Genomic DNA, 26,668 nt, shown 5'->3' on the forward strand with positions numbered 1-26,668 from the left:
CTATATTATGCGACGCACATCCAAGATTTTTATGGAAATCATCCATAAATTTACTATGGGAATATGTTCAATAATGCTTCCCAAGTAAGTGGAAATAGCCAATAAGTACCCAAAGCGGACTATTTCTGTACATGAACTTGGATTAAAACGCATTTTAGACATGGATTATTGGGGAAAGATTGTTGAATGATTATCAATACCATTCAAACCACCTCTGGTAACGGTATCAAAAAATGTGCAGTGGAATGGCTTGAAAAGTCATCATTTGAATCTTTAAATAAAAATAAAAGAATCGACTAAATGAATAAAAATGTTATTGCGCTGGCAATTTTGTCAGCTTTGGGAAGCCCGATCAGCTGTGCCAATGAGCCAGTTGATCTTGGGGATATTGAAATATCGGATGGAAACAGCAGTAACGACAGCGCTGTAAATTCTGATGTTATTTATGAAAGCTATGACCCGATCGATTCAGGTACATCGGTAATGAGTGAAACCAGCGTCCAGAACAATAAATCAGGTGGTATGGATACAACCGATTTACTGAAATCGTCACCATATGTTCAGATGGACAACAGTTTAGACGACGCCACGCAAGAAAATATACAGTCTATTCGCCCGCAAAACTTCTCGATTTCAGGCGGTAACTACTACGACAACAACATTCAAATCGATGGCGTATCGGCAACGTCAATTCATGATGTCGTTAAGCCAACCAAACTTGACGGCACAACCAATTACTTAGATTGGAATAATGTCGTCGGCCAAACGAGCCAAAGCCTTTATGTAACACCCGATTTGATTGGCTCTGTTGAGATCATGGATTCCAACATATCTGCTGAATATGGTGATTTCATTGGTGGTGTTGTTAACTATGAGCTTCGTAAGCCTAGAAAAGAGTTTGGCTTCAGCTTGAGCACCAGCTTCCAAAACGACAGCATGGTGGAATACCACAAGCCTACCGAGTACGATCCTGATGACGATGCAATTGCTCCTCCAGAATTCACTAAACAACAAACGACCGTTAGCTTTGATCTGCCTCTGACAGAAAAGCTTAGTGTCCTTGCGGCATACAGCAAAAGTACGTCGGAAGTCGAATACACACAAGACGAAGAATACGGTGGCACTACTGGCGACAATGGTGACACTTCTGAAAACTTCATATTAAAAGGCGTGTATGAGTATAGAGACAATCTCACCTTCGAAGGCCAGATCATCCATAGCCCTTACGAAAGTGAACGCGACTTACCGGACGCTCGTAATGACCTGATAGTTACCAACTCGTCAGGCACTCAAGGTTATTTGAGTGCGACTGGCTTTTCCGGAGCGACAGATTGGAGCACCAAACTTTCTGTCTTGCATAACGATGCATCACGTACGTCTAACAACGAACGATACCAAATGGATGGAGAGTTCTTAGACTGGTGTAATACAACATCAAATTGTAACGATGGCGGCATTGGCGACTTAGAGCAATTACAGACCGATTACGCTTGGACAACTTCGTTCTCAACGATGCTAGACCAAGGGACATTAAGCTACGGTAGCGAAATAAAATACACCGATGTTGGTAAATCACGACCAGAAGATGTGTATTACTACTATAGTGCAAAAAAATCTGCAGCCGATGATTTCATCTGCGATCCCAATGATAAGTCTTGTACCCCAGATATGGCCAACTGGAAACATACCAAATACGATGCGTTTGATGCCGATGTCGGTGTGTACAGCCATGCACTTTGGGCAGAGTATCTGACTCAATTTGGTCCAGTAGAGATGAGAGCTGGTACGCGCTACTCATACGATGACTTTATGGAAAACCATAACCTTGCACCGCGTTTAACTGCGAGCTGGGAATTTATTGAAGAAACATACCTAACCGTGGGTGCAAACCGTTACTATGCCAACAAGATGATTGGCTATGCGATCAAAGAACAAACACCTGCCCACACCTGTTACCAGCGTGACATGAAAGATAGCAGCGATGGTCGTTGGGGCGGAGTTCCTGGTGATTGGTACGAATGTTCAAATCAACCAGCTGTTGATAGCTACAGCGACTCTGACTTAGACACGCCATACAGTGACGAACTGACACTAGCGATTACTATCCCTACTTTCTTAGACGGTAATGCACGCTTCAAAACCGTTTATCGTCAAAACCGATCACAGTTTGCGAAGAGTGAAGAGCTAACTGATGCGAATGGTGACGACTACTACGAAATGACAAATAACGGAGAGAGCGATTACTACGGCTACTCAATCGAATGGTCGGGGAATTACAAAAAGCACTTCTTCAATGCCAACGTAACTTGGTCTGAAACCAAAAACAATGGCTTAGTCGACTATACTGCTAACCCGAGTGATGAAGCCGAGCTTATCTATTACAACGGTCAAATCATGACCAAAGCTGACATGTATGAGCATGATGCTCGTCAAAACTATGCTGCTCCGTTTAGAGCATCAGCGTCATGGTCAGCACTGTGGTTTGATGATGTATTAATGACTAACGCAACACTTTACTACCGCAGTAAGTATGAATACCTTACCGATACGAAAGCGAACTACACCGACACAGACGGTAGCAAATATGACATTTATGATGTTGAAGAACAGAAAGCAAAAACCACTGTCGATCTAAACGCAACGTATCGCTTCCTAAAATATAAGCAACACAATGCGTCAATTGACCTACGAATCAAGAACCTATTCGATGAAGTTAACGGCAGCGAATCAAATTACCAGATTGGACGTTCTTTCTGGGTGGGCTTGAACTATTCAATGTAAGTAGAAGAAAAAGGACAATTTAACCTTAGAACTTGTAAAATTGTTCATTATTTGCGCGAGACAGGTCACATCTCGCGCAATCGACCATTCATAAAATACAATTCCATCAGTTTTTACTACCCACCTTTAAAATTGAGGTATATACTCTTTCTTATCCCTAGATGGAGGCAGAAATGGATACCCAAAACACCACGACTACGTTTCAACAGCTAAAAGCTGGAGCAGACGCCTACATTCAGCGTCGTAATCAACGCTTACTCGCCAACCACCGTAAAGAACTGCGTAACTTTACACGAGCAGAAGCATCAACCTATTTAGGTATTGATGCGAAAACACTCGATCGCTACGTAACTTCTGCTGGGATTGATCCACGTCGCCATGAAGACTCACAATGGTCTATCGACATCTCAGAAATGTACAAAGTGCGCGATCTACTGCCAGAAAACCTACGTAAAGATGCGAAATTTATCCGCAGCGATAAGCAAAAAGCGCAAGTTATGGTTATCCAAAACCAAAAAGGTGGTGTGGGTAAAACCGTATCAGCTGCAACTATTGCTTCTGGTTTAGCAACCGAGTTCCACCAAGAGTATCGCGTTGGCCTAATCGACATGGATGGCCAAGCAACACTTTCTATGTACTACGCACCAGAAGCGGAACAAGAAGGTTACCTTTCTGTTGGCGATCTTATGATGCGCACTTTTGATTTAGACGAAGGTGAGACATTTGAGCAAGCCGTATCCGAAGCATTCTTAGAAACCACCATCCCTAACTTGCGTATTCTGCCTGCAGCGCAAAGCGACCGCGCTATGGAAGGTTGGTTCCACGAGCGAGTGTTCAGTCAAGCGCTGGCGTCACCATACTCATTGCTACACGACATAATCAAAAGCGTTGAAGACGAGTTCGATATCATCATCATCGATACACCGCCATCACTTGGCTATGCGACGTTTAACGCATACTACGCCGCGACCAATGTAGTGTTCCCTTTGTCTATTACTGAAAACGATATCGATGCGACATGTTCGTACTTTAGCTACATCCCACAAGTTTGGGCACTGCTAGAGAACGCCAACCATCAAGGTTACGACTTCATGAAGATTTTACTTACAAATCATCGTGATAGCTCAACAACAACCGACTTAATGAATAGCCTTTACGACCAATTCTCGCCGTATCTATACTCGAAAGAGTTCAAACACAGCGAAGCGGTTCGTCAGGCGTCTTCTCTTCTTTCGACAGTCTTTGATATGTCGAAAAGTGAGTACCCAAAAAGTAAAGCGACTTTCCAAAGCGCTCAACAAAACAGCTACGAAGTCACAAGCCAGATCCTCCGCGATATTCTGAACGTGTGGCGTGAACAGGAGAATAGCTAATGGCTAAGAAACGTGGCGGTAGCCCTCTAGGAAATACACCCGGTTCAATTGCAGCACAACAGTCAGCAGCAAAAGCAACAGTAGACACGCTGACTAGCCAACTAACGAAAGAGCTTGAAAAGTCAGGGCAAAAAGCAGCTGACTTTCTTCAAGAAAAATTCGGTATTGAATCTGTTGGCCAACAAATGATTTGGAAACTGGCTTCTGGTAAAACAGCAACGTTCAATGAAGTGACACTGTCATTCGAACAAGTAAAAGCAGACACCTACGTAACTTTCGACGTAAATGGTCGCGACCAAAGTCTACTTACTAAAGAGTCTCTAGAAGATCTGAATTCTCTAGAGTTCCAGCAATTTTATCCAGCCGTTGGCCGTGAAGTCGATGGTCAAATTGATGTACTCGATGGTTCTCGACGTCGTGCTTGGTTCTTACTTCATAAAGGGCGTGTAAAAGAGTTCCGAATTCTTGTCACTCAAGATGAGATTTCGACTTCCGATGCTAAGGCATTAGCAAAGCAGTTACAAACAGCGAAAGAGCACAACCAACGTGAAATTGGTCTTCAATGCCAAACAATCATGAACAGTGGCAACTACACTCAAGAAGACGTTGCTGCGATGATTGGCATCAGCCGACCAGCGGTAAGTAAAGCACTGAAAGCGGCGAGCATCGACCAACGAATCATCGCCTTGTTCCCAGTAGTCAATGCACTATCACATACAGATTATGCACTACTTGGAAAAGTGATGAAGACATACCAAGAAGACAGTAAAGGCTTAACAGCGTTTATCCAAAAACTGGGAAAAAAAGCTGTCAATGTTCAGGTTGAACATTGCAATGACGAGAACAAAGAAGCCTTACTCTCTTTAATCAAGTCAGAGTTGAAAATAGCCGAATCTAAAAAAGCAACCGACAAAGCTGAAGTCACTCAACTTGCTGAATTTACTAGTAAAGGAATGTTTGCGCGTAAGAAAGTTAAAGGTCGTAATTTCTCTTACGAGTTTGGCCGCTTATCTAAAGAGCTGCAATCGGAACTCGACGAAGCGATACAAGCGGTACTGGATAAAGCAACGCAAGACTAGCTAACGAAATAGTTAAAACTAGTCCCACTTTATTTAGTTCAAAAAAGGCTGAAACCTATATTTCCAATATAAGTTTCAGCCTTTTGCATTTTAGCCTTTCGCCTAGCGATGCTTATATTGCGTCGAGCAATAACCTCGCGTGACTTCAGGGCTACGAAACTTAGTATGCTTGGTCTTACGACCTGAAACCCTCGCTCGCCAAAGCTTAAAGCTTCCTGGTTTAAGTTGTTTTCGCATAAATCGAATCACTTCCGATTCACTCAACCCAAATTGCAACTCTATAGCTTCAAACGGAGTCCGGTCTTCCCAAGCCATCTCGATAATCCGCGACTCACTCTCTTTACTCAATGCCATTCATCAATACCGCTATAAAAAAAAGACTGCTACGTTCACTATTGGCATTGAGTTCATCTTAGGAGTAAGGTTTTCACCTTGAATGTGATGCGCTCGCACAAAACAATAAGTCATCAACAACAAAAATGCGATAATCTCCGTACAAGACGTTAGAACGCAGTATGAAGAAAAAGAGAATCTATGAAGTCAAAAATTCTATGTTTATTTATGTTAGTAATTCATAGCACTGCGTTTGCAGCTGCTCATTACGAAGTACTCGCGACAGTAACAGAGCCAGAGTCAAAACTCGTTTTTCCTACATTTAAAGTCTCGACTAATGGCCAAAGTGGAACCAGTCACGTCGATGGTTGTACTTATAAGGGAAAGTTGACACAACAAAGTGAAAACAGCGTACAACTTGAAGCAGTGATGTCATGTAGCGACGAAGAGACTGACTATCAAATGGACATGCCAATATTTGTTCTCAGTTCAGAAGGCCAAAGTGCGAGTTATGAGTTGATAGAAGATAAGGCTGTCGTGTGGAAGTACACGGTAGAAATTAAACTTATCCCGTGAGCGACATATTATTAAAAATCACTTACGAATGAATCTGCACGCGCGGTATTTTAAGTTCACATAAGTTGAAACAAATGAACTACTATGCGGATATTTCAATACTGCGTGACGCACAACTTTACACAATGTCAGGGTAACTTAAATGGATATATCAGTTGAATTGATTTCTCTAGAAGATGCTGATGCACTGCTAGCGTTTGAATTAGATAATCGTTGTTGGTTTGAGCAACACGTTCCATCTCGAGATGATCAGTTTTATACATCACGAGGGGTAAGAAATCATATTTCAGAGTTTCTGTCACAGTATGCTAATGGTGAAATGTATCCAATGCTTATTCGCAGTAACTCTCAAGAAATTTGCGGCAGAATCAATATTCACCGAATAGAATCAAATACATACTCAGGTGAGTTAGGCTATCGCATAGGGAAACAATTTACTTCAAAAGGTATTGCGTCACAGGCGGTCGGTAAGCTGGTCGACTACTTAGTTTCAGAAACGCAGCTGAATACTTTGAGAGCGATAGTTCTTCGTGGTAACGAAGGTTCACAAAAAGTACTTGAACGAAATGGTTTCACTAAAGTGAAAAACATTGCTAATTATACTGAATTACACGCTGAAGTTAGAGATGCCGTAGAGTATGAGCTAACCTTACCCAAACGAGCTGTTTAATTAAGCACCTAGCCGTTGTTGGTTTTGGTTGAGTTTAGCTATTGCGCTAGCTTTGGACATTCAAAAAGTTTGACGACTTATCCTCACTCACTCCGTATCACCGGCTATATTCGTTACTTTTTGATAAAAATTGAGACATTTTGTTTGCTAATACGTAGTGGTTTAAAAAACGAGAAACCACATGCAAACAGTCAACATAGTATGGTTTAAACGCGACCTTCGACTCACCGACCATACTCCTCTATTCAATGCACTATCGTCTGAGCGACCGACAATTTTGCTCTACATATTTGAGCCATCACTGCTCAACAACCCTCACTACTCAGAGCGGCATTGGCGATTTGTGTGGCAGTCTCTTGAGTGCATGAACGAAACGCTAGCTCATCACGGACATCAAGTCTCTGTAATGCAGGGAGAGGCGTTAGAGTGCTTCCAAGAGATACAATCTAGATACCACATAGACACCGTCTATTCCCATCAAGAGATCGGCTTGAATTGTACTTTCGAGCGCGATCGCTTGCTCAAGGGATGGTTCGATGCCCAAAGTATCGCTTGGCAAGAGTCTCAGCAGGGGGCCATCTTGCGCGGATTAGCAAACCGAGAGGATTGGGATAAAAACTGGTCTTTGGTCATGCATTCTGAAATTTTAAAGCCTCAACTGTGTAGTGAACACTTACATACTTTAGACTCTAAACAAGCTGACCATGCGTTCATCCCTCCCAAATCATGGACGAATTTAAGTCGTGGTATGCAAACAGGCGGAAGTAAGCTTGCATGGCTAACTCTTCACGACTTCTTTAACCGCAGAGGTAAAGACTACTATCGCAGCCTTTCTAGCCCAATCACATCGAGAAATGCTTGCACGCGCTTGTCTCCCTATCTTGCGTGGGGCAACATCTCGCTTCGTGAGGTCTACCAAGAGCTATTGCAACATTGGAACGTGCCGGGCTTTCGTCGTAGCTTAATCGCCCTATCATCTCGGCTCCATTGGCATTGTCATTTCATCCAAAAATTCGAATCAGAGTGTGAGATGGAGTTTCGTTGCACCAATACTGCCTACGAGGGCTTGCTCTCGCAGTCCTGCTCGACAGATCAGAAACACCTTTTGGCTTGGAAAACCGGTAGTACTGGCTTCCCTTTGGTCGACGCCTGCATGCGCTGCTTACATCACACCGGATACATCAATTTCAGAATGAGGGCTATGCTGGTTAGTTTTCTCACCCATCACATGAGCATGGATTGGCGCGAAGGCGTGACTCACCTAGCCCAGTTATTTCTCGACTTTGAGCCTGGTATTCACTATTCCCAGTTCCAGATGCAAGCTGGTGTGACCGGCATTAATACCATCCGCATATACAACCCTATCAAGCAAGCACAAGAACATGACTCAGAGGGTGAGTTTGTCAAAAAGTGGGTGCCTGAGTTAGAACAAGTTCCTACGCCGTTGATATTCGAACCGTGGAAGATGACGTCAATGGAAGCCGCGATGTATCAGTTGGAACAAGATTCTCCATACCTAGGCCCAATTTTCGATCTGAACGAGAGAGCACGCGAAGCGAGAGAACGACTGTGGTCGTGGAAAAAACGCATTGATGTTAAAAATGAAGGAGCGCGAATTTTAGATAGACATGTACGTCAAACCAATAAACGCGCAACCAGTTGATCGCAGAACAAACCTTTGACGTAACTATATTTTTAAATAAGGCCTTCACCAAAGACATTGAGACTACGGATAGACACATGAGAGAGCTAACTTTTTCACACGAAGATATTCAAACAATGGAAAAGCGTTTTCGTACTCGATTGGTCAACTCGATATCGGGATTCAAAAGCGCGAATCTTATAGGGACTAGAGACCAACAGGGACAAGAGAACCTTGCAATTGTTAGTTCTGTCGTTCACTTGGGTTCACATCCTCCTTTACTGGGCTTTGTTGTTCGCCCGTGTAAAACGCCAAGACACACGCTTCAAAACATCATTGAGACCAAGTCGTTCACAGTGAACAGCGTCAACGACAAGATTTTCCAAAAAGCACATCAAACATCGGCTCGATACTCAAAATCAATTTCAGAGTTTAATGAGGTAGGACTCACGCCTTATTACGACGGCAACTGCCCTGCCCCGTTTGTTCTAGAGAGCCGTTTGAAGATCGCCTTAGCTCTGAAGGAACGTATTGACATTAAAAGCAATGACACGGTAATGCTTGTTGGAGAGGTCAACACCATTCACGTTCCAAGAATGGCGATCATGCATGATGGCTTTCTCGACCTCGACGCATTAGGCACAGTCACGATCTCAGGGCTAGACAGTTACCACAGAACTCAACGTATCAACCGCTTAAGCTATGCTAAGCCAGACAAAAGTGTGTTTCCACTAACCACAGATGGCGAACCATCATCATGGTCAGCTGTTAATCCTGTACCGGAATAGCCGTCATTGAGCCTGGCTCATATCGGCTCTTTAATCTCGCCCTAATAGCATTCTGGTAAAGGTTTTTATCGATGCAGGAGTGCTCTCTCTGTCTACCAAGTATTTTACATGGTCACTGATATTAGCAGATTGAGACAACTCAATGCTCCAGAGTGCATCGATTTGATTCGGTACCATTGAATATCGCACATCGATAATTCGATGCTGGTTGTCAGGGTCTAATGCGAGGTAGCCATTTGAAAAGCGAGAAAACCGCTCAACATCTATCATCTGCTGACTGTCTTGCACCACCCACTGTAAGTCTGTTGCAACGTCTAGCTTTGCAATAGAATCACCCGAATAAGCTTTCGTGTTAACCCCTACCCTAATCGCATCCACAAAATAGGTTTGATTCACTTCATAAACAACTTTCCAAACAAGAAGATTAGCTAGAGTTGGTTTTACTTCTAGTACAACAGGAGTATGTTGACGCTCTTTGGCTAGTTCCAAACCAGCGGTTTCCGCTCTATCTTTCTGTATTCCACCAATAATCAAATAGACAGACGTCCAGCTCATCGCTACCAGAGCTGGCTTAGATCTGTACTGCCAGAAAGCAAAAATAACCAGTACCAATAGTGGTAGTGTAAAAACCGGGTCTATAACAGAGATAATGTTAAAGGCAACTCGTTCATCGGATATCGGCCAGAACAGCTGCGTTCCGTAACTGGTACAAGTATCTAACACGCCGTGAGTACCGTACCCCAGCGCACAATAGAACCATGTCCGCTGGAAAGAGAGATCGCACCGTTTTGAAAAAATGAAATAGAAAACTAACGCACAAAGCAAGCTGCCAAAAGGAATGAACAATAAGGAGTGAGTAAACTGGCGATGATATTCCAGAAACAATAATGGATCTTGGCTCGAGCGGATGAGAACATCCAAGTCGGGTGCCATACCAGAGAGCCCGCCCAAAACCGCTGCAGCTCTCAAGTGCTCCCTCTTACTTACTGACAGTGTCAACGCTGCGCCCAGCATCCCTTGCGTCAATGGGTCCATTTATAACTCTTTGATAGCATTAATCTTAGTGACTTATACTATTAAGAGTAGACCTATTTCTGCTAATACGGGTACGTAGGTACATATTAGCGCTTAATGTAACTCCATTTCTTAGCCAACATACCGATAAGTAAAGGTAATGTATTCAATATTTAATTAGAAACAGAGATCTAAACGCTGTCAATGTTCAGGCTGAACATCCTATTTTATAGGTTTCTAAGATGTAAGAAGTGCCACTAGATATGGCGCTCATTCGGATAGGTATAACCAAATGAACAGAGTATCTCGATCAGATGAATGGACTTTCAACCTCTCTCAATACTTGTTGAACCAAAAAAACGCATCAATGTTGAGCGCTATAGATTCATATTGGCCTCCAACAGACTCGGTCAACTTGATTGTTGATTCTCCTTAACCACAAAGGTGACAACGTCACTGAAAAGAATTATCACTGCGACTGTTCCTCATTTTTACATAGCAGAGATTGCAGCAAGTCATTCATAGTGGTCCGAATAAAGGTGGCAACTATCGAATTGCAGTGTCACAAAAATATAAAACCTTGGTCGCTAGGAACCTATACGTGCCAAACAATCGCCCTAGATGAAGAAGCGGCGGAAAGACTCTGGGCGCTTTCAGAGAAAGCGACATCTTTTACTTGGGAGCTTAACTCCCCTAGCTTCACACCAGATATAAAGAAATCAAAAGGCTTGATTCGATGTAAGGATAGAGGCATCGGCAGAACGTAGCGCTAACTTAGACGCGACGTTCTACATTGAATTGCGGTTTTATGTTGTCAATGTTCAGGCTGAACATTGACAAAAAAGGGACATAATCGCAGTTCCAGATTAGTCATCTAGACGATTAATGATATGACGAACAGAGCCCAATACGTCGGATGCCATCATACCGACCTGCCCATCCGTATTGGCATTGTGATCAGCAGCCATACTGTGAATGACGCTACCTAGTATTGCAGCCTCAATAGTTTGATACCCTTGTGCTAGGAATGAAGAGATGATGCCAGCAAGTACATCCCCCATCCCACCAGTTGCCATCCCAGCATTACCTGCGTGACATACTACCGTCTTGTGACCATCGCTAATTAAGGTTCCTGCCCCTTTAAGTACAGTTACACATTGATATTTTTGACATAGCTTTTTAACAGAGAGATAGCGATCGGCTTCAACTTCTTTGACACTGCAATTGAGCAACATTGCCGCTTCACCAGGATGAGGCGTGATAACTGTATTCTCTACCGGACGAGTATCTAAGTCATCTTGCGCTAACCAATAGAGGCCATCCGCATCTATCACTTTAGGCATATCATAAGCTCGACTCATAACCGCTTCATAAGCATTTTTACCCCAATCGAGTCTACTTAAACCGACACCCACACAGATACTCGTGCACCACTCTAGTCTTTCAGACAATTGCTCGACATCTGACACCATAGCTTCAGGCAGTAAAGAACGCATAGGGAGGCAGCTAGACTGATGGACAATAGAGGCCAGCAACCCCGCCCCGGAACGCAACGAAGCTGCAGCGGCGAGATACGCTGCACCGCTCATGCCGTCTCCACCGCCAACAATCAACAAACGCCCGTGACTACCTTTATGTGAGTCTTGAGCTCTGACTTTCATGTTATCTAGCCACCTTGCACTCGTGAGCAAAGCATTTGGTGTATTATGATCAATAAAAGCTCTATCTATGCTTAGCCCTGCAAACAGCAACTCACCGACATGACTTCGAGCTTGAGCAGTAACTAAGCCTCTTTTGATGGCAATAAAGGTGACAGTCGCATTTGCCTTAACCGTCGTTCCAAGCTGTCTACCGGTATCGCTATCTAGCCCCGATGGAACATCGATTGAGATGATAGGGCAGCTAGACTTGTTTAATGTGATGATGACTGACTCGGCGGCCCCCCTGAGTTTGCCACTGAGCCCTGTCCCCAAAATTCCATCAACAATGAGGTCGACACTATCGTCTACTTCAAAGCTTGGTTCATGCACTTTGCCGCCAGCAGATAGAAAGAGTTGCTCTGCAGACTTCGCATCTCCACTTATCTTTTGAGGTGAGCCAACTTGCCATAAGGTCACCTTGTATCCCGACATCAATGCTAGCCTTGCAACAACATAACCATCACCGCCATTGTTACCCGTTCCAGTAACCACCAAAATACGGCGACAATGCTCATACCTTTGCTGAATGACAGAAAATACTGACTCTCCAGCTCGCTCCATCAAATCATACATCGGAATATTGAGAAATTCTGCGACTCGTTTTTCTCCCTGTCTTACCGTATCAGATAAGTACAGCTCTTCAGGTAATTCTGGTGTCGCCAAGCTTGTAAACATGAGAGACCTTAAAGACTAATGTTTGGTTCTACTTATTGAAAAGCATATAACATTATTTATTGGTTTGATGTGGCCTAGCGAGCAACATCTATTACAAAAACAATTTGTACAAAAACGACAATCAAATGTGTCAATGTTCAGGCTGAACATTGACAACATCTCAAGCCACGAATCTACCTTCCAGTAGCCAAGTACACTGGAAGTTACATTATAGAATCTGCGCTTACTCTTTAGCCTTGATAATAGGTTAAATGTTCACAATCTACTCCTGTACTTAAACCTTTAACTCCGGTAACCAGTAGAGTAGGGCAGACTAACAAGATTTGAGGGCAAGCAACATTGCCTTATGTTCAGGCTGAACATTGACAAAAAAACTCATCATAGGAGTGATAGATAGGGTAGGTTACTAAATGGTAACTGCTTGTCACTAAAGGGAATCACTTCTATATTTGAAGTGGTTTAAGAATCCAATTTCGAAAAAAAGGGAACCAGATGGGACACTCAAATAAACTCAAGGCCGGGGATTCATTTCCTACGATTAATGCAAAATTGCTCGACGGAACAAATGTCACCTTAGGTGAGCCAAAATCAGGGATGACATGGCAAGCGGTATTCGTTTACAGGGGCAAGCACTGTCCATTGTGTACAAAATACCTCAATGAGATTGAAAGCTATAAACAGGCCTTCAATGATGCTGGTGTCGATATTCTTGCAGTCTCAGCAGACGCAAAACATCAGGTAGAAGAACAATTAGAGAAACTCGATATCTCTTTTCCCATTGCGTACGGACTCACCGAAGAACAAATGAAAATACTCGGCGTCTACATTTCTCTTCCACGTTCAGAGCAAGAAACCGATCATAACTTTGCAGAACCGGGATTGTTCGTCGTTAATGAAAAAGGGGAGTTACACGTCGTTGATATTTCAAACAACCCTTTCGTACGTCCAGAACTTGGGGCGTTAACACGCGGATTAGCTTGGATAAGAGATCCTAATAACCATTACCCAATTCGCGGCACACTAGATTACTAACCTAAAACAGAAGTAAAAAGCCAGCTAAGTGAAACTTAAGCTGGCTTTTATTTATCTAACGTAACATTAAATTTATTTAAGTTGTATGTTGTGATCTTCCGACCACACCCGTAATTCTTCAAGGATACCCAACGCTGTTGAACCAAACTCAGTCAGTTCATAACTCACAGCAATTGGACGATCGCTAATAACTTTACGAATAATCATGCCTTCAGATTCAAGCTCTTTTAATCGTTGGTCGATCATCTTTTTACTCGCGCCACCCAGCATTCTCGCTAAGTCATTAAAACGGACGGGACCATCTTTCAAGTGATAGATAATGGAGCCTTTCCATTTACCGCCAATTAAACGCATACCTTTTTCTATAGCACAAGGTTCAGTGCAGACATTCGCAACCGTTTTACGACCTTTCGTATCTATAGTAATGGAACTTTGCATAATGAATACCCCGATAAACTTCCACATTAACTGAACTTAGTATACAGCAAGTCGATACTGCACGCTTGTTCGGTAGTACCTACATTGGAAACGAATGCAACTGATTTTAGGTCTGCCCACGCTGATAATGAAAGCCTTAAATCCAACCTATATAAACTTAAAAATGCTCCTGAAGATGAGCTTCAAAGCGTTCAAAATCACGCTCAATATCCGCATTTTTCATGACATCGAAGCAAGAAAAAGTTGGAATAGAAGTCATACCAAAAAAACGAAAATTTGCATGCATGTGGAACATTAAATCATCAACGCTTTTACCTTGGAACAGATATTCATTGTCATCATCAAACGATTCTTCAGGAGCATTAAATGTCAGTGATAGCATGTACTTTGTTCCGGTTTGAGTTCCACCTGTGCCGTAGTTTTTCTTAGGGTCACTTTCACTTCGACCATCAAATGCACAAAGGGCACCGCCCATACCAGAAGTAAACACATCATCCATATACTTTTTAAATGACCACGGTACAGACATCCAATTGACGGGAGACTGAATGATCACTCTATTTGCCCATGCAAAATGTTCAAGTTGCTCTTCAACATCTATTTCATCTTGCATAGAAACAGTACGAACTTCATAACCTTTGCTCTGTAAAAGTGTTTGAGCTTTATCAACCAAAGTCGCATTCAAACGACCTGGGGAATAAGGAGAAACTTCGTGTGCGTTAATAATCAGTACATTAATCATTGTCTTTACCTTTCACTATCTTAAATTGAATAGGGGAGGGAACTTCCCATCCGATAGTGGTTTATTATGGTAACCTAAAAACAAAGTTCAATTAGTATACTTTTGGTAACCTAATTAGATTATCTATAAGTTACTGATAATTATTGAAAATTATTTTTATAATAATCAAAAATTCGACTAACTGAAGTAGTTTCAGTGTCAACTTGCACAGTGAACGTTAAATTCAATTTCAATCACTGAATAACCAATATCTCAACATAGCTAGAGTGTTACGGTGTAACTTAATATCATGTAGAACAATAGGAGTAACAAAATTAAAAAAACGATCTTTTAATTCAGTTGCAAATAGCAAAAAAAGAAAATCGATTAAACCTTAACTGCTATGACAATCAGAATAATCTAAAGCGTAATAAGAATATCTTTTTATGAACATAATGATGAGTAAAACATCACCAATAATTGGTCAATGTTCAGGCTGAACATTGACAACAATTGATGTATTAGATTACTTACTTTTTTGATCAATCAATGACTGCTCGTTACATACTATTGTGATCTCAACTTTAAGATCAACACATCATGTACCACTTTAACTCATTGTTTAGATCAAACCGATTTCGTTAAATGTTTATATCTAAGAGCTAGAAATAATGACATTTGGCGATCTATTGCTTTGAACTTAATTTAGTTCAAAGCAATAAATTACCCCCCACCTTCACAAGAACAAATAACGTACAAAAAGAGTGTTAAATAGTTAAAATTTGTTTGTAAACTCAACAGCTCATTGCAAAACTCTCTTGAGTTTTGTGATGAGGTTTTGAGTCACCAACAGAACCTAAGTGAAGTTGGTAGTTTTTAAAACTAGATCCTAAAGGTTCTAGTTTCTTAGTAGAGTGCTTTAAGTAATAACATTTGCCGATAAAGCGTAGATATTTGCCGATTAGATATAGATATTTACCGAAATTCTAATGACATTAGACGATCTAACATATAAACATTTACCGATCCCATCTGTTTTAATATCAACATTAACCGATCTAGAATGAAGTAAGCTCCTGATTTAATAAAACCTAATGATCTTAAAGCGATCCAAGTACACAAAATAATCACAATAAGGTTCCTAGGGGGATAGATCGGTAAACAAAGATCAATTAACTACAAGTAGACATTTACCGAAACAACTAAACATCTACCGATATTTATAGGGGTTTATTGTGATCCACTATCAACATTTACCGATATGGTATGGATATTTACCGAAGTTAATGAGTTAATCGAAGATCTCTGTTAGACTATCACTATCGTATCCATAGGTAATGATCATGACTTCATCATCCAGCTTAACCGTTATTAATGAAGAAGATCGAAAGAATCGATTCATCTCATCCATCTTGTTTTCTAGAGCAACGATTTTTCATCCTGCATCTCGATTAACGTCAACTATGCAGTCCAAGTTGGTTAAGATTGCACAAAATGGTGGTACGGATCTTAACTATCCATTAGAAAGCGTGAATATCAACAGCTACGGCAAAAATTTTAGAGTTGATCTTCATGTTGACTATTTACTGCAACCTCACCGCGATATCTTAGAAACTATGTTGGCTTACGCGCAAACGATCCAATTAGATGATTCTTCCTATGAAGCAGGTGCGCGCCTGACTTGGTCGCAGGTATACCAAACAATTACCGATGGTGATGTTTCGGATACACAAGAAGATGGCTTTGATTCATTTATTGATCGAGATGCAACCGTTCTTTCAATGAGTATGTATGAATTGGCAACGAGAATGGGAATGGCAACAACACGAGCTAACTATGATCAAATTGAGCGTAGAATTACTCAATTGGCAACCGCACATCTTGTGATCAATGAACTCGATGATGATCAAAATGTCGTTGGTAAAAAACCACTAGAGTTTGTACAAGATTATCGATTCTATTGTGATCGCAGCAAATTTAAGACTGGTCGTAAAACAACTAAGAATTTAACCAACCACGTATTTTTGGTTCCTGATATGCGCTTACTACAAGCCATTCGTGATCATGGTTACTATTATCGTCTCGAACAGCACAAAATGACGAACTACAGCAAGCCATCTGTACGCTCATTTTTGAAGTACATAACTACACATAAAGCAGAGTTTCTTCATAACAAGAAGTTTGAATGGGCGCTTGATAGCTATATCCAGTCTATAGCTTCGAAAGTTAGCCACAGCTTTCGTAGTGATCTTAGAAAAGATCTGTTAGCGAATGCAGTACAAATTGAGAAAGACTTTAGTCTTCAATTTCGAGACGTCGGAAATGGTATTCAGATTTTCTATATCGGAGAAAGTGAATCATGATAACTCAATCTCTTGATACGCTGATGTCGTCACGTGCAAGTCAAGAAATGAGCTTTAGCTTAAAAGGTTTACTCAAAGGTCATGTGGGGATGTTGATAGCAGCTCCTAATGTCGGTAAATCTCACTTAGCACTGTGTATCGCTATGGAACATGCCTCTTCGATGACCCTATTGGGTATGAGTGCAGCCGATAGGCCCGCTAAAACACTGGTCCTGAGCTCGGAGGATGGGGCGGGTGTTATTCAAACTAGAATGAAAGATAAGCTAGCCAGTTGTACTCCTACAATTCGCTCTGAACTGAAGAACAACTTGCACTTCATGACCGATATTGAGCCTATCGTCATACCGCCTGATTGTTCACATCAAGAGCAAATAGAGCATCAACAATACTTGGCTCAACTTACAGAAACATTTTCTCAATTTGATCTAGTGATCATTGATACCGTAACTGAAGCAATCGGGCGATGTGAGGAAGTGAAGCACGACAGATTGATTAAGAATGTGTTTCAGTCGCTAGCCAATGACTCAGGTGCAAGCCTATTGCTAGTACACCACGTAAACAAAGATGAAATTCGTGGCAATCAAGAAATAACCATGGCGTCTGGAGCAGGGCTTACATCGGTAATGCGTTTGACCAAGTGTTTATTTACGTTGAAACGCAGCAAAGACCTAATGTCGATTAAGTACCTGAAAAGTAACTATCTACCAGAAAACGAGAATCAAGAGTTTGCGGTTGAAGTACGCCAAAGCCTGACTATAAATCCTGAGCTATACAACCCGAAAGCGCGCGCGAGCAGCAAAGGTGTTAGAACGACGACTCGAATTAAAGCCGCGCCTAAATCAATTACACTATCCGGGACCATACCCGAGCAGGAAGAGATCGAAGAGCGCAAGAACCTACGTGATGTTCTCTAGAAGCATTTTTCTCGCTCTTCCTATACTGGTCGAGGTATTAACTCTCAAGTGCAATGAGGGTTATATTGCTCATTAGATCCTGTTCTTTTAACGATTTGCTGTGCCGTTTACTTCATCAAACGCTTGATTAACAAGGGTTGCAAGTAAATGGGCAGTTGCAGAGCGCCGACTAGGGGCAAGAATAGTGGTCCGAGATAAGCGCCTGCAATGGTGTAAGTGAGTAACACATTGCGGTTTCCCGATGTGATAGCGGCAATCATCGCTTCATCGCGATCGGTAAATTTGAATATCAAGTAAGCGGTCACAAAAAAGCTCAGGCATAGAACAAAACCCAGTAAGAAAAGGTGAAGTGCGTGCTCTGGGCTTGCATCCCACAATTGACGAAAGTCGCCCATTAGGCCGAGCGGGAAAAGAAACACCAGCATGATGTTGTACTTAGCCAGTTCAGCATGCGCCTTTTTGATCTTGGTAAGATCAAAACAGGCGTGGATCACGAAAGAGAGTGCAATAGGGCCAACGATGTAAACGATCAACTTAAATAGGTAGGCTTGCATATCTAACTCAAAGTGATCGTTGTAAGCCCACCATAACGTCGCGTATAGCGCCACAGGCTTCAGTAGCGTTGATGTGATGGTATATGTCATGGCTGAAAAGTAATCCAAGCCAATCGAGCGCACAATCGCTGGTGTTGCAAACAGAGAGCCAGTAGCTGCCACTCCTAACATGGCTAAGGCGTGGTCCTGATTTAAGCCGAATGTCATTATCACTGCCCCGCAGAGCGCAATCATGCCGAAGGTATGTAGTACCGCATAAAGCCAGCCTTTCGGGCGAACTAAGGATTTGAGTAGGGCTTTTTGGTCGAGTCCGACCAAGGTGAAGAACATTAAAAAGAACAAAACAAACGGCAATATCTTAAATACATGCATTGAGATGCCAGGAACAAGAAATCCTAGAAAGCAGAATGCAATGAGTAGCCATGGGGCTTTTCTTGATATGTAGTTGAGCATATTACCGTTTTTAAGGGAGCGGAGCGCGCCTCCTTAGTCCTTTATAGTGGCTGTACTAACAGAAGAACGTTTTACCAGTATGGGCATAAACAACTTGTGTTCTTTCAGTTGTGTCTGTTCTTTGTTTACGAGCTGTAGTGACAGTTTCACTGCCTCGTCCGCCATCACTTGGATAGGGTAGCGAATGGTCGTTAAACGCGGGTAGATATAGCGTGCAATATGGCCGTCATCGAAACCTATCACTGACATATCTTCAGGGATGCGAACCCCATTTTCTTGAAGTAGTGTCATACATCCCGCAGCCATAGAGTCGTTATAAGTCGCGACGGCTGTGATCGGTGTATTTCTGGTCATTAGGTCGACCATGGCTTGTTCGCCACCGGTTTCATCGGGTTCACCGTATTGAATGTACTCTTCACGTGGTTCAATATCATTGTCTCGCAGGGCATCGAGATAGCCTTCAAGACGGTCGCGAGCGTCATCAATATCATGGCTCGAACAAAGGTAACCAATATGTTTGTGGCCGTTACGAATAAGGTGCTCAGTAGCGATGTAAGAGCCTTGACGATTATCTAGCGCGATACATCGTGGCGCAATATTATCCACAACTCGATTGATGATGACCATACCGGGGATCTCTTCAGAAAGCTTAGTAAGCTCTTCATCAGACATACCTTTACTGTGCACGACTAATGATTCACAGCGACTGTTGATTAGAAGGTTGATGGCATTGCGCTCTTTCGTGGCGTCATGGTAACCACTGCCCACCAGCAGCTGTTTTTCTTGCTCACTTGCAATCGTGTCTATAGCTTTGATCATCGAGCCGAAAAATGGCGCCGACATATCATTGACCAATACGCCTATCGCGTTAGAGGACTTGCTAACGAGTGCTCGTGCATTGGCATTGGGGCGGTACCCCAGTTTTTCCATTGCTTTTTTCACAGCAACAATTGCTGCTTCACTGGTGTGGGGGGCATTATTGAGCACTCGAGAAGTGGTAGCGATCGATACGCCAGCTTCTCTTGCGACATCTTTTATGGTGGCCATAAGGAACTCAGAAACTAATTATTTTGAGCTATTTAACAATGTGTAGCAGTTTAACTCAAACAGTTAAGTAATAATTTCCACTACGCATCAAGAATTTAGACGAAAAGCGTTAGCCGAGGTCCTACATTCACGGTATATCGCCAAGCTAGCGTTGATACAATGCCAACTTGGCTTGTTGGTGATAAACGTGTTTCTTCCGTTTTGAATGTAACCCTATAGTTATAAAGGGGGTTGTACATTACTCTACTGTTAGCTATTCAAGAAAAGCATCAAGCGCTTGAGTCGGTTGGCGAGTATTTGGATCCCATGCTCCTAAAGTATAACCTTGCCAACTATAGGCTTGTGGCTCCCAATAGAAAATCCCTGTGCCTTTATTTTGATTCACACTACGTACTTTTTGGATCATATCAGCGACGATAGCCTTTGCCTCGGGTTCGTCCCAAGGTACGCCAATTTCAGTGATCATCACTTCCGATCCATAGCGCTCGACCATATCATTGAGATTTGAGAGGCATTGATCGTTTGCTTCTTGCCAAGTAAGCCCAGTCGCATTCTTAGGATAGGATGACGCGCCAATGACATCCCACCAAGCACTGTTCGATTGCAAACCATCAAGAATCCATCGGAAATTAGCATTGTCGTGGCAGTTGGCTAAATGAACAATGACTTTAGCATCTGGGAATACTTCCTTAGCCGCGTTACGTCCACTATTAAATAGCCAAGCGTAGTTACGCATATTTATAGAAGCCATCCCTTCATTCCATAGCATTCCGTTGTTGGTTTCATTGCCTACTTGAATCCATTTTGGTGTTATACCTGCTGCTTTCAAGGTGTTGAGTGAGTCTCTAGTGTAAGTCCATACTTGTTCCATTAAATCTTCGAAGCTCAGTTGTTGCCATGCAGCAGGTTTCCATTGATTTCCTGGATCTGCCCAAGTGTCGCTATAGTGGAAGTCAATCATCACATCCATATTTGCGTCTTTGGCCCACTGCGCTTTGACAATGACATCATCCATCGAACTATAGTAACCATCACTGGGGTCAACCCAAACACGAAGGCGCACGGCATTCATGCCATGATCTCTTAATATTGAGAGAACATCTTGTTTATATCCCCAATCATTAAAGAACTCATAGCCAGCGTCTTCCATCTGAGTTATCCAACTAATATCTGCACCTTTAGTAAATGCATGAGAATAGCTTGAGGCCATTAATGAGCCGAAGATAATTATTGATTTTAAGGTCTTTTTCATCGTTTCACCGTTTTTATATTCACGTTTTAGTTGCGTTTAACGTTAACAATATAGCAACGGACTTTTCCCCGAGGTTCGGGATTAAAGTGTTAGTGAGGATTTTTATAAACTTATGTTGGTAGTTGTGATTATGGATTAATTATCTAGGTAAATTTACCTAGATAATTGTGAATAAAGTCCAAATAAAAATGTCAAATCAATATTATAAATTCAGTCTAAATCAGTTAACTTTAAAACTGTCACGCCATATAAACTCATGACCTAATAGAAGGGTTTTTGTGTATTTTCTACCTTCTATTTTCTCGTTCAACATATCGACTGCGATTTCTCCCATCTCAAAAGGGAACAGTCGCATTGTAGTTAGGCTTGGGCTCATATGTCGGGCTGACGAGATATCATTGGTACCAATGACTTGTATATCGGTTGGAATGGTCAATCCAGCTTCGTAAATTGCCCGATAAACACCAACGGCTACCATATCAGTCGCAGCATAGACCAGATCGGGTAGTTCATCGAGTTGTAGCATCTCTTTCATCGCTTGATATCCCGATTCTATACAATATTCTTTACTCACTTTGCATAGTTCGTCGTGGTACAAGCCGTTTTCTTTGGTAACTTTGCGAAAAGTATGTAGTCGCTCCTCATTATTGCCAATAAAAGCGGGTCGCTTACAACTGCTTCGTAGTACATTTTGCATAACGTCATTGGATAACGCCAATCGGTCAATTAAGACAGCATCAGTTTTGCTCCCTAAAGGGTTCGAGTCAACAAATATAATATTCTGGTTAGCTTGATATAATGTATCTACAACATGTTTGGAGAAATGTCCGACTGCAATGACAGCTGGTGCTTTTTCAATTAGATTTATGTTGGTCTTAATCTGGTCTAAATGGATTGTTCTTAAATCGATGCTCGTTTCTAAGCAACGATTTTGAATGCCAGCACGGATAGATGTGAAATATGGATCGTCTATTTCCTGGGTTGGCGTTAAAAAGTTCAACATAACAGCATCGCGTGCGTCAACTGACTTGTTCACTTTGTTTACTTCTTGGTGAACAAACTGTTTTTTACTGCGTTTAGGGGATTGATAGCCTAATGACTCTACCGCCTCTAAAATAGCCCGCTTTTTGTCTTCACTTACAGACAACGTAGGGTCTTCGTTTAGAAAGCGAGAAATAGTGGAAGTAGAAATCTTCGCTTTATGTGCAATGTCTTTAAGTGTAGCCAAAAGATTACCCTATATTGATGTTATATAACGGATTTATCGTGCCAAAGAGCATTGGAATGCTCCTTGGCATAACAGTACTAATGCGTTGATTGTACGGAATTAAATGTAATGGCGTTTCCATCAGGTTCAAAAATGTGTAAATGGGAAGGTGATGTAAATAACGAAATTGACTCTCCGGGCTGGATTTGTGTATCCCCATGATGAAGGTATTTGAAGTCATCTACGCCACCACATTGGCCAAAGATGTATGTCATTCCACCTAATCTCTCAACCACTTCGCATTGGAACGCGAGTGAGATCATTTCTGGCTTGGTCGTCAGATGCTCTGGTCTAATACCTAGAGTTAGTCTTCTACCTGATTCCATTTGAGCTGAACTTATCGGCAAGGTGATAGAATGACCTACATCCAAGCTTACGGTTAAGCTGCTTTCATCCCATGCTTCAACAGTACAAGGAAGAAAGTTCATCTTCGGTGAACCAATAAATCCGGCAACAAATCTGTTGATAGGGTTATGGTAGAGATCCATTGGTGAGCCAACTTGCTCAACTTTCCCATCACGAAGCACAACGATTTTATCCGCTAGAGTCATGGCTTCAACTTGATCATGCGTTACGTAGATCATCGTCGATTTCAGCTCTTGATGTAGCTTTGCGATGTGTAGACGCATATCTACACGTAATTCTGCATCAAGGTTTGATAGAGGTTCATCGAATAAAAATACTTTAGGATCTCTCACGATAGCACGACCGATAGCAACGCGCTGACGTTGGCCTCCTGACAGTTGGGCAGGTTTACGATCGAGCAGATGTTCCAACTGTAGCGCCTTTCCGACTAACTGTACTTTTTTATCACGTTCTTCTTTAGGTACTTTGTTTACTTTTAGTGAGTACCCCATATTTTCTGCCACAGTCATATGTGGGTATAGTGCATAAGATTGGAACACCATCGCCACCCCTCTTTCTGATGGTGGAGTGTCGTTAACGACATTGCCCGAGATAGATATTGCTCCATCACTGATGTCTTCCAGGCCGGCAATCATGCGCAAGAGCGTTGATTTGCCACAGCCCGATGGGCCAACAAACACCACAAACTCGCCTTCTTCTATCGACAAGTTTACGTTGTGAATGGTTTGGGTATCGTCAAAACGTTTTACGACATTGGATAATTGAATCGAAGACATTTTTAAATTCCTCTTAATGATAATAAATAAAGTGTGTGACCCAACTCGTCTTTTATTTAGTAAATTTTATTTTTACTTGTTTGTTTTATCACAATAACTACTAGATATAGTGATTTAAATCACATCGGCGAATCGTCTGTATGGAAAAAATAACATAAAGGAGCATATTTGCACCATAAATTTTATTTATACCAAAAACTAAAAGGCGTGAAATTTTATGGATAATAATAAATTTAGTAAAAAACTTTCTGCTCTCGCAGTTACTGCTCTATTTTGTTCGCCAATGGCATTGGCACAGCAAACCTTATTAGTTTGGGAAGACATTCAAAAGTCTTTTGGTAATGAAGAAGCGGTAGCCGCTTTTGAAAAACTGCATGATGTGAAAGTGAATGTGCTTGAAATGCCATATGGTGGTCAGGTTGAATCGTTACGTATGGACGGACCCGCAGGCACTGGCCCTGACGTTGTCTTGATTCCTCATGATCAGATTGGAGGTGCAGTAATCCAAGGTTTACTGGCACCAATGAAGGTTGATAAAGCCGTTACTGATACATTTAGCCAGTCCTCTATTAACGCTTTGACATACAATGGCGTGCTCTATGGTCTACCAAAATCAGTTGAAACCGTATTTATGGTTTACAACAAAGACCTTATTTCCGCACTTCCTGAAACACTGGACGAAATATACGAATTGTCTAAAAAGTTCCGTGAGGAAGGTAAATATGGTTTGCTGGCAAAATGGGATGAGCTTTATTACACCTACGGAATTTTAAATGGTATGGGGGGGGATGTTTTCGCTAAAAAAGATGATGGTTCTTATGATCCAAATAAAATATTACTGAATACCCCAGGAGCTGTAGAAGGCGCAAACTTCATCCAGAAGTTTTACGAATCTAAGGTGTTTCCAACTGGCATCATAGGCAATAACGGACTAAATGCAATCGATTCACTATTCACGTCGGGTAAAGCCGCGATTGTTCAAACCGGTCCTTGGGCGCTACAACCCTACAAAGAGGCAGGCATTAACTACGGTGTAGCACCTCTTCCAAAACTGCCATCTGGTGAGCAAATGGGTTCATTTATGGGAGTGAAGAGTTACAGTGTTTCTACTTTCTCGAAAAACAAACCTCTCGCGCAAGAGTTTATTACATTCGTCAATAACTATGACAACGCCAAGCACCGCTTTGAGCTAACAGGAGAAGTTCCCGCTGTGACAAAATTGGTGGACGATCCTGTTATTAAAAATGATCCAGGAGCAAGCGCAGTTGCGATGCAATCCATTCACGCTACGTCGATGCCTTCCATTCCAGAAATGAACGAAGTGTGGGGCCCTGCCAATAGTGCACTTCAGTTGATTGCAACCAATAAACAAGATGCGAAAAGTGCACTCGACTCTGCAGTAGACAGCATCAATATGCAAATTGAAGCTAACCACGCAATGATGGGTCAATAATTCAAAGGTATTGTTCTGGCGAAAGCGATTGTCAGCCCTAGTTGTTCGTCTAGGGCTGAAAGACGCCAGAAGTTTTCCGAAATGGAGTTGTAAGTGATGTCTGACATGAGTGAACATTTTGAGCATAACTCGGGGTTATATCGATCCCAACGGTTTACTGCCTCCTTGCTTGCGCTGGTTCCTGGCTTTGGTCAATTTTATAACCGACAGTTTGTGAAAGGCATGATGTTCTTCATCTTGCTAACCAGTTTTTATGCAGTAACTCGTGATTTTATTACCCACGGTATGTGGGGTCTTGTAACACTTGGCGAAAACCTACCAGAGGACAACTCAGTTTTCCTACTTGCAGAAGGTATCATTGCTTCGCTAGTGGTCGTATTTGGTTTAGCGGTTTATGTACTCAGTATTACAGACGCCTATAAAAATGGTCAACGTCTCGATGAAGGCCGTTCATTGAACTCACTGCGTGTTCAGTATCGCAATGTTATCAATGCTGGCTTCCCATATCTGATGATAAGTCCTGGTTTTATCCTTTTAGTCTTTGTTGTTGTTTTTCCGATCATCTTTGGTTTTGCGATTGGGTTTACTAACTACAACCTTTATAACTCACCGCCAGCGAAACTGGTTGATTGGGTTGGATTGAAGAACTTCTTTAACATTTTCCAAATTAATTTGTGGCGCAACACCTTTATTGATGTTTTGCAGTGGACTGTTGTTTGGACACTAGTTGCATCGACATTGCAATGCACAGTAGGAGTTCTGTTGGCAATTTTGGTAAACCAAAAAGACCTTAAATTTAAACCTTTGATCCGTACTATTTTTATTCTTCCTTGGGCGGTACCTGGCTTTGTTACCATCCTCATTTTTACAGGGATGTTTAACGACAGCTTTGGTGTTATCAACAACGTGATTCTCGACTTCTTTGGTATTGAGCCCAAAGCTTGGCTCACAGACCCGTTCTGGACGAAAGTCGCGCTTATCATGATCCAAACCTGGCTAGGTTTCCCATTTGTATTCGCCATGACAACGGGGGTCCTACAGGCAATTCCTAACGATCTTTATGAAGCAGCCACAATGGACGGTGCAAGCAAGTTTCAGCAGTTACGGACCATCACTTTACCGTTGGTTCTATACTCAATCGCTCCAATTTTGATTACACAATACACGTTTAATTTTAATAATTTCAATATTATTTATCTGTTTAACAATGGTGGTCCTGCTGTCATTGGTAGTAACGCAGCCGGAACCGATATCTTGGTGTCATGGATTTACAAACTGACGATGTCTTCATCGCAATACGGTATTGCCTCTGCCATCACTTTATTGCTGTCGATTTTCGTTGTGGGTATTGCTCTCTGGCAATTCCGTATGACTAAGTCATTCAAAGAAGAGGCGAGATAA

The 26,668-nt window shown here is 42.0% G+C and carries 22 protein-coding genes; 12 read left to right on the plus strand and 10 right to left on the minus strand.

The features are described 5' to 3' along the window. The first annotated feature begins 300 nt into the window (after positions 1-300). From vsple_RS21385 to vsple_RS21395, 3 genes are all read left to right on the plus strand, one after another. Positions 301-2,781: a TonB-dependent receptor plug domain-containing protein gene (locus vsple_RS21385; RefSeq protein ID WP_261884106.1), complete on the plus strand. Its 2,481-nt coding sequence runs from the start codon at positions 301-303 to the stop codon at positions 2,779-2,781. A gap of 173 nt (positions 2,782-2,954) precedes the next feature. After that, positions 2,955-4,154, plus strand: coding sequence for a ParA family protein (locus vsple_RS21390; RefSeq protein ID WP_261884107.1), 1,200 nt, complete (start codon positions 2,955-2,957; stop codon positions 4,152-4,154). After that, positions 4,154-5,233, plus strand: a complete 1,080-nt coding sequence (locus vsple_RS21395) for a ParB family protein (RefSeq protein ID WP_261884108.1) — start codon at positions 4,154-4,156, stop codon at positions 5,231-5,233. The genes vsple_RS21390 and vsple_RS21395 overlap by 1 nt, the downstream gene beginning before the upstream one ends. A gap of 102 nt (positions 5,234-5,335) precedes the next feature. Here vsple_RS21395 and vsple_RS21400 read toward each other — a convergent pair whose 3' ends face one another. After that, entirely contained in the window at positions 5,336-5,587 is a 252-nt protein-coding gene (locus tag vsple_RS21400) for a TIGR03643 family protein (RefSeq protein WP_261884109.1), read from the minus strand. Between the two features lie 180 nt (positions 5,588-5,767). On the opposite strand from vsple_RS21400, the gene vsple_RS21405 reads away from it, so the two are divergent. The 4 genes from vsple_RS21405 (at position 5,768) to vsple_RS21420 (ending at position 9,242) form a co-directional block, all read left to right on the plus strand. After that, on the plus strand, positions 5,768-6,142 hold the full coding sequence (locus tag vsple_RS21405) for a hypothetical protein (RefSeq protein ID WP_261884110.1): 375 nt from the start codon (positions 5,768-5,770) through the stop codon (positions 6,140-6,142). A gap of 142 nt (positions 6,143-6,284) precedes the next feature. Next, complete coding sequence (locus vsple_RS21410; protein WP_261884111.1) at positions 6,285-6,812, plus strand: GNAT family N-acetyltransferase; 528 nt, start codon at positions 6,285-6,287, stop codon at positions 6,810-6,812. 181 nt (positions 6,813-6,993) lie between these two features. Further along, complete coding sequence (locus tag vsple_RS21415; RefSeq protein WP_261884112.1) at positions 6,994-8,475, plus strand: cryptochrome/deoxyribodipyrimidine photo-lyase family protein; 1,482 nt, start codon at positions 6,994-6,996, stop codon at positions 8,473-8,475. 77 nt (positions 8,476-8,552) lie between these two features. Beyond that, complete coding sequence (locus vsple_RS21420) at positions 8,553-9,242, plus strand: flavin reductase family protein (protein ID WP_261884113.1); 690 nt, start codon at positions 8,553-8,555, stop codon at positions 9,240-9,242. Positions 9,243-9,272: 30 nt separating this feature from the next. On the opposite strand, the gene vsple_RS21425 is transcribed toward vsple_RS21420, so the two are convergent. Together vsple_RS21425 and vsple_RS21430 are read right to left on the minus strand one after the other, a co-directional pair. Then, on the minus strand, positions 9,273-10,277 hold the full coding sequence (locus tag vsple_RS21425; protein WP_261884114.1) for a metal-dependent hydrolase: 1,005 nt from the start codon (positions 10,275-10,277) through the stop codon (positions 9,273-9,275). An 845-nt stretch (positions 10,278-11,122) separates the two neighbouring features. Next, entirely contained in the window at positions 11,123-12,631 is a 1,509-nt protein-coding gene (locus vsple_RS21430; protein WP_261884115.1) for an NAD(P)H-hydrate dehydratase, read from the minus strand. A 492-nt stretch (positions 12,632-13,123) separates the two neighbouring features. On the opposite strand from vsple_RS21430, the gene vsple_RS21435 reads away from it, so the two are divergent. Next, on the plus strand, positions 13,124-13,663 hold the full coding sequence (locus tag vsple_RS21435) for a redoxin family protein (RefSeq protein WP_261884116.1): 540 nt from the start codon (positions 13,124-13,126) through the stop codon (positions 13,661-13,663). A 72-nt stretch (positions 13,664-13,735) separates the two neighbouring features. Here vsple_RS21435 and vsple_RS21440 read toward each other — a convergent pair whose 3' ends face one another. Next, a complete protein-coding gene (locus vsple_RS21440) occupies positions 13,736-14,101 on the minus strand; it encodes a winged helix-turn-helix transcriptional regulator (RefSeq protein ID WP_255232833.1) in 366 nt (121 codons plus the stop codon). A gap of 157 nt (positions 14,102-14,258) precedes the next feature. Then, on the minus strand, positions 14,259-14,843 hold the full coding sequence (locus tag vsple_RS21445; RefSeq protein WP_261884117.1) for an NAD(P)H-dependent oxidoreductase: 585 nt from the start codon (positions 14,841-14,843) through the stop codon (positions 14,259-14,261). 1,316 nt (positions 14,844-16,159) lie between these two features. On the opposite strand from vsple_RS21445, the gene vsple_RS21450 reads away from it, so the two are divergent. Beyond that, entirely contained in the window at positions 16,160-17,185 is a 1,026-nt protein-coding gene (locus vsple_RS21450; RefSeq protein ID WP_261884118.1) for a DNA mismatch repair protein, read from the plus strand. Then, positions 17,182-18,099 carry a helicase RepA family protein gene (locus vsple_RS21455; protein WP_261884119.1) on the plus strand — a complete coding sequence of 306 codons (918 nt, stop codon included), beginning with the start codon at positions 17,182-17,184 and terminating at the stop codon, positions 18,097-18,099. The genes vsple_RS21450 and vsple_RS21455 overlap by 4 nt, the downstream gene beginning before the upstream one ends. Positions 18,100-18,206: 107 nt before the next feature. Here vsple_RS21455 and vsple_RS21460 read toward each other — a convergent pair whose 3' ends face one another. From vsple_RS21460 to vsple_RS21480, 5 genes are all read right to left on the minus strand, one after another. Then, positions 18,207-19,025, minus strand: coding sequence for a hypothetical protein (locus tag vsple_RS21460; RefSeq protein ID WP_261884120.1), 819 nt, complete (start codon positions 19,023-19,025; stop codon positions 18,207-18,209). A 114-nt stretch (positions 19,026-19,139) separates the two neighbouring features. Then, positions 19,140-20,153, minus strand: a complete 1,014-nt coding sequence (locus tag vsple_RS21465; RefSeq protein WP_261884121.1) for a substrate-binding domain-containing protein — start codon at positions 20,151-20,153, stop codon at positions 19,140-19,142. A gap of 253 nt (positions 20,154-20,406) precedes the next feature. Beyond that, positions 20,407-21,405: a glycoside hydrolase family 53 protein gene (locus vsple_RS21470; protein ID WP_261884122.1), complete on the minus strand. Its 999-nt coding sequence runs from the start codon at positions 21,403-21,405 to the stop codon at positions 20,407-20,409. 220 nt (positions 21,406-21,625) lie between these two features. Beyond that, the gene (locus vsple_RS21475; protein ID WP_261884123.1) at positions 21,626-22,633 is read right to left on the minus strand and encodes a LacI family DNA-binding transcriptional regulator; all 1,008 of its coding nucleotides are present in this window, start codon (positions 22,631-22,633) and stop codon (positions 21,626-21,628) included. 77 nt (positions 22,634-22,710) lie between these two features. Next, positions 22,711-23,814, minus strand: a complete 1,104-nt coding sequence (locus vsple_RS21480) for an ABC transporter ATP-binding protein (protein ID WP_261884124.1) — start codon at positions 23,812-23,814, stop codon at positions 22,711-22,713. Positions 23,815-24,031: 217 nt separating this feature from the next. Between vsple_RS21480 and vsple_RS21485 the strand changes: the two genes are divergently transcribed. Both vsple_RS21485 and vsple_RS21490 read left to right on the plus strand, forming a co-directional pair. Further along, positions 24,032-25,267 (plus strand): extracellular solute-binding protein, encoded by a 1,236-nt coding sequence (locus vsple_RS21485; RefSeq protein WP_261884125.1) that lies wholly within the window; start codon positions 24,032-24,034, stop codon positions 25,265-25,267. 105 nt (positions 25,268-25,372) lie between these two features. Then, complete coding sequence (locus vsple_RS21490; protein WP_261884352.1) at positions 25,373-26,668, plus strand: sugar ABC transporter permease; 1,296 nt, start codon at positions 25,373-25,375, stop codon at positions 26,666-26,668.

The organism is Vibrio pelagius (assembly GCF_024347575.1).
Classification (GTDB): Bacteria; Pseudomonadota; Gammaproteobacteria; order Enterobacterales; family Vibrionaceae; genus Vibrio; species Vibrio pelagius.

Bases quoted from the DNA above. Each gene is read 5' to 3' on its own strand.
- vsple_RS21385 (WP_261884106.1), top strand. From the start codon at position 301: ATGAATAAAAATGTTATTGCGCTGGCAATTTTGTCAGCTTTGGGAAGC.
- vsple_RS21390 (WP_261884107.1), top strand. From the start codon at position 2,955: ATGGATACCCAAAACACCACGACTACGTTTCAACAGCTAAAAGCTGGA.
- vsple_RS21395 (WP_261884108.1), top strand. From the start codon at position 4,154: ATGGCTAAGAAACGTGGCGGTAGCCCTCTAGGAAATACACCCGGTTCA.
- vsple_RS21400 (WP_261884109.1), bottom strand. From the start codon at position 5,587: ATGGCATTGAGTAAAGAGAGTGAGTCGCGGATTATCGAGATGGCTTGG.
- vsple_RS21405 (WP_261884110.1), top strand. From the start codon at position 5,768: ATGAAGTCAAAAATTCTATGTTTATTTATGTTAGTAATTCATAGCACT.
- vsple_RS21410 (WP_261884111.1), top strand. From the start codon at position 6,285: ATGGATATATCAGTTGAATTGATTTCTCTAGAAGATGCTGATGCACTG.
- vsple_RS21415 (WP_261884112.1), top strand. From the start codon at position 6,994: ATGCAAACAGTCAACATAGTATGGTTTAAACGCGACCTTCGACTCACC.
- vsple_RS21420 (WP_261884113.1), top strand. From the start codon at position 8,553: ATGAGAGAGCTAACTTTTTCACACGAAGATATTCAAACAATGGAAAAG.
- vsple_RS21425 (WP_261884114.1), bottom strand. From the start codon at position 10,277: ATGGACCCATTGACGCAAGGGATGCTGGGCGCAGCGTTGACACTGTCA.
- vsple_RS21430 (WP_261884115.1), bottom strand. From the start codon at position 12,631: ATGTTTACAAGCTTGGCGACACCAGAATTACCTGAAGAGCTGTACTTA.
- vsple_RS21435 (WP_261884116.1), top strand. From the start codon at position 13,124: ATGGGACACTCAAATAAACTCAAGGCCGGGGATTCATTTCCTACGATT.
- vsple_RS21440 (WP_255232833.1), bottom strand. From the start codon at position 14,101: ATGCAAAGTTCCATTACTATAGATACGAAAGGTCGTAAAACGGTTGCG.
- vsple_RS21445 (WP_261884117.1), bottom strand. From the start codon at position 14,843: ATGATTAATGTACTGATTATTAACGCACACGAAGTTTCTCCTTATTCC.
- vsple_RS21450 (WP_261884118.1), top strand. From the start codon at position 16,160: ATGATCATGACTTCATCATCCAGCTTAACCGTTATTAATGAAGAAGAT.
- vsple_RS21455 (WP_261884119.1), top strand. From the start codon at position 17,182: ATGATAACTCAATCTCTTGATACGCTGATGTCGTCACGTGCAAGTCAA.
- vsple_RS21460 (WP_261884120.1), bottom strand. From the start codon at position 19,025: ATGCATGTATTTAAGATATTGCCGTTTGTTTTGTTCTTTTTAATGTTC.
- vsple_RS21465 (WP_261884121.1), bottom strand. From the start codon at position 20,153: ATGGCCACCATAAAAGATGTCGCAAGAGAAGCTGGCGTATCGATCGCT.
- vsple_RS21470 (WP_261884122.1), bottom strand. From the start codon at position 21,405: ATGAAAAAGACCTTAAAATCAATAATTATCTTCGGCTCATTAATGGCC.
- vsple_RS21480 (WP_261884124.1), bottom strand. From the start codon at position 23,814: ATGTCTTCGATTCAATTATCCAATGTCGTAAAACGTTTTGACGATACC.
- vsple_RS21485 (WP_261884125.1), top strand. From the start codon at position 24,032: ATGGATAATAATAAATTTAGTAAAAAACTTTCTGCTCTCGCAGTTACT.
- vsple_RS21490 (WP_261884352.1), top strand. From the start codon at position 25,373: ATGAGTGAACATTTTGAGCATAACTCGGGGTTATATCGATCCCAACGG.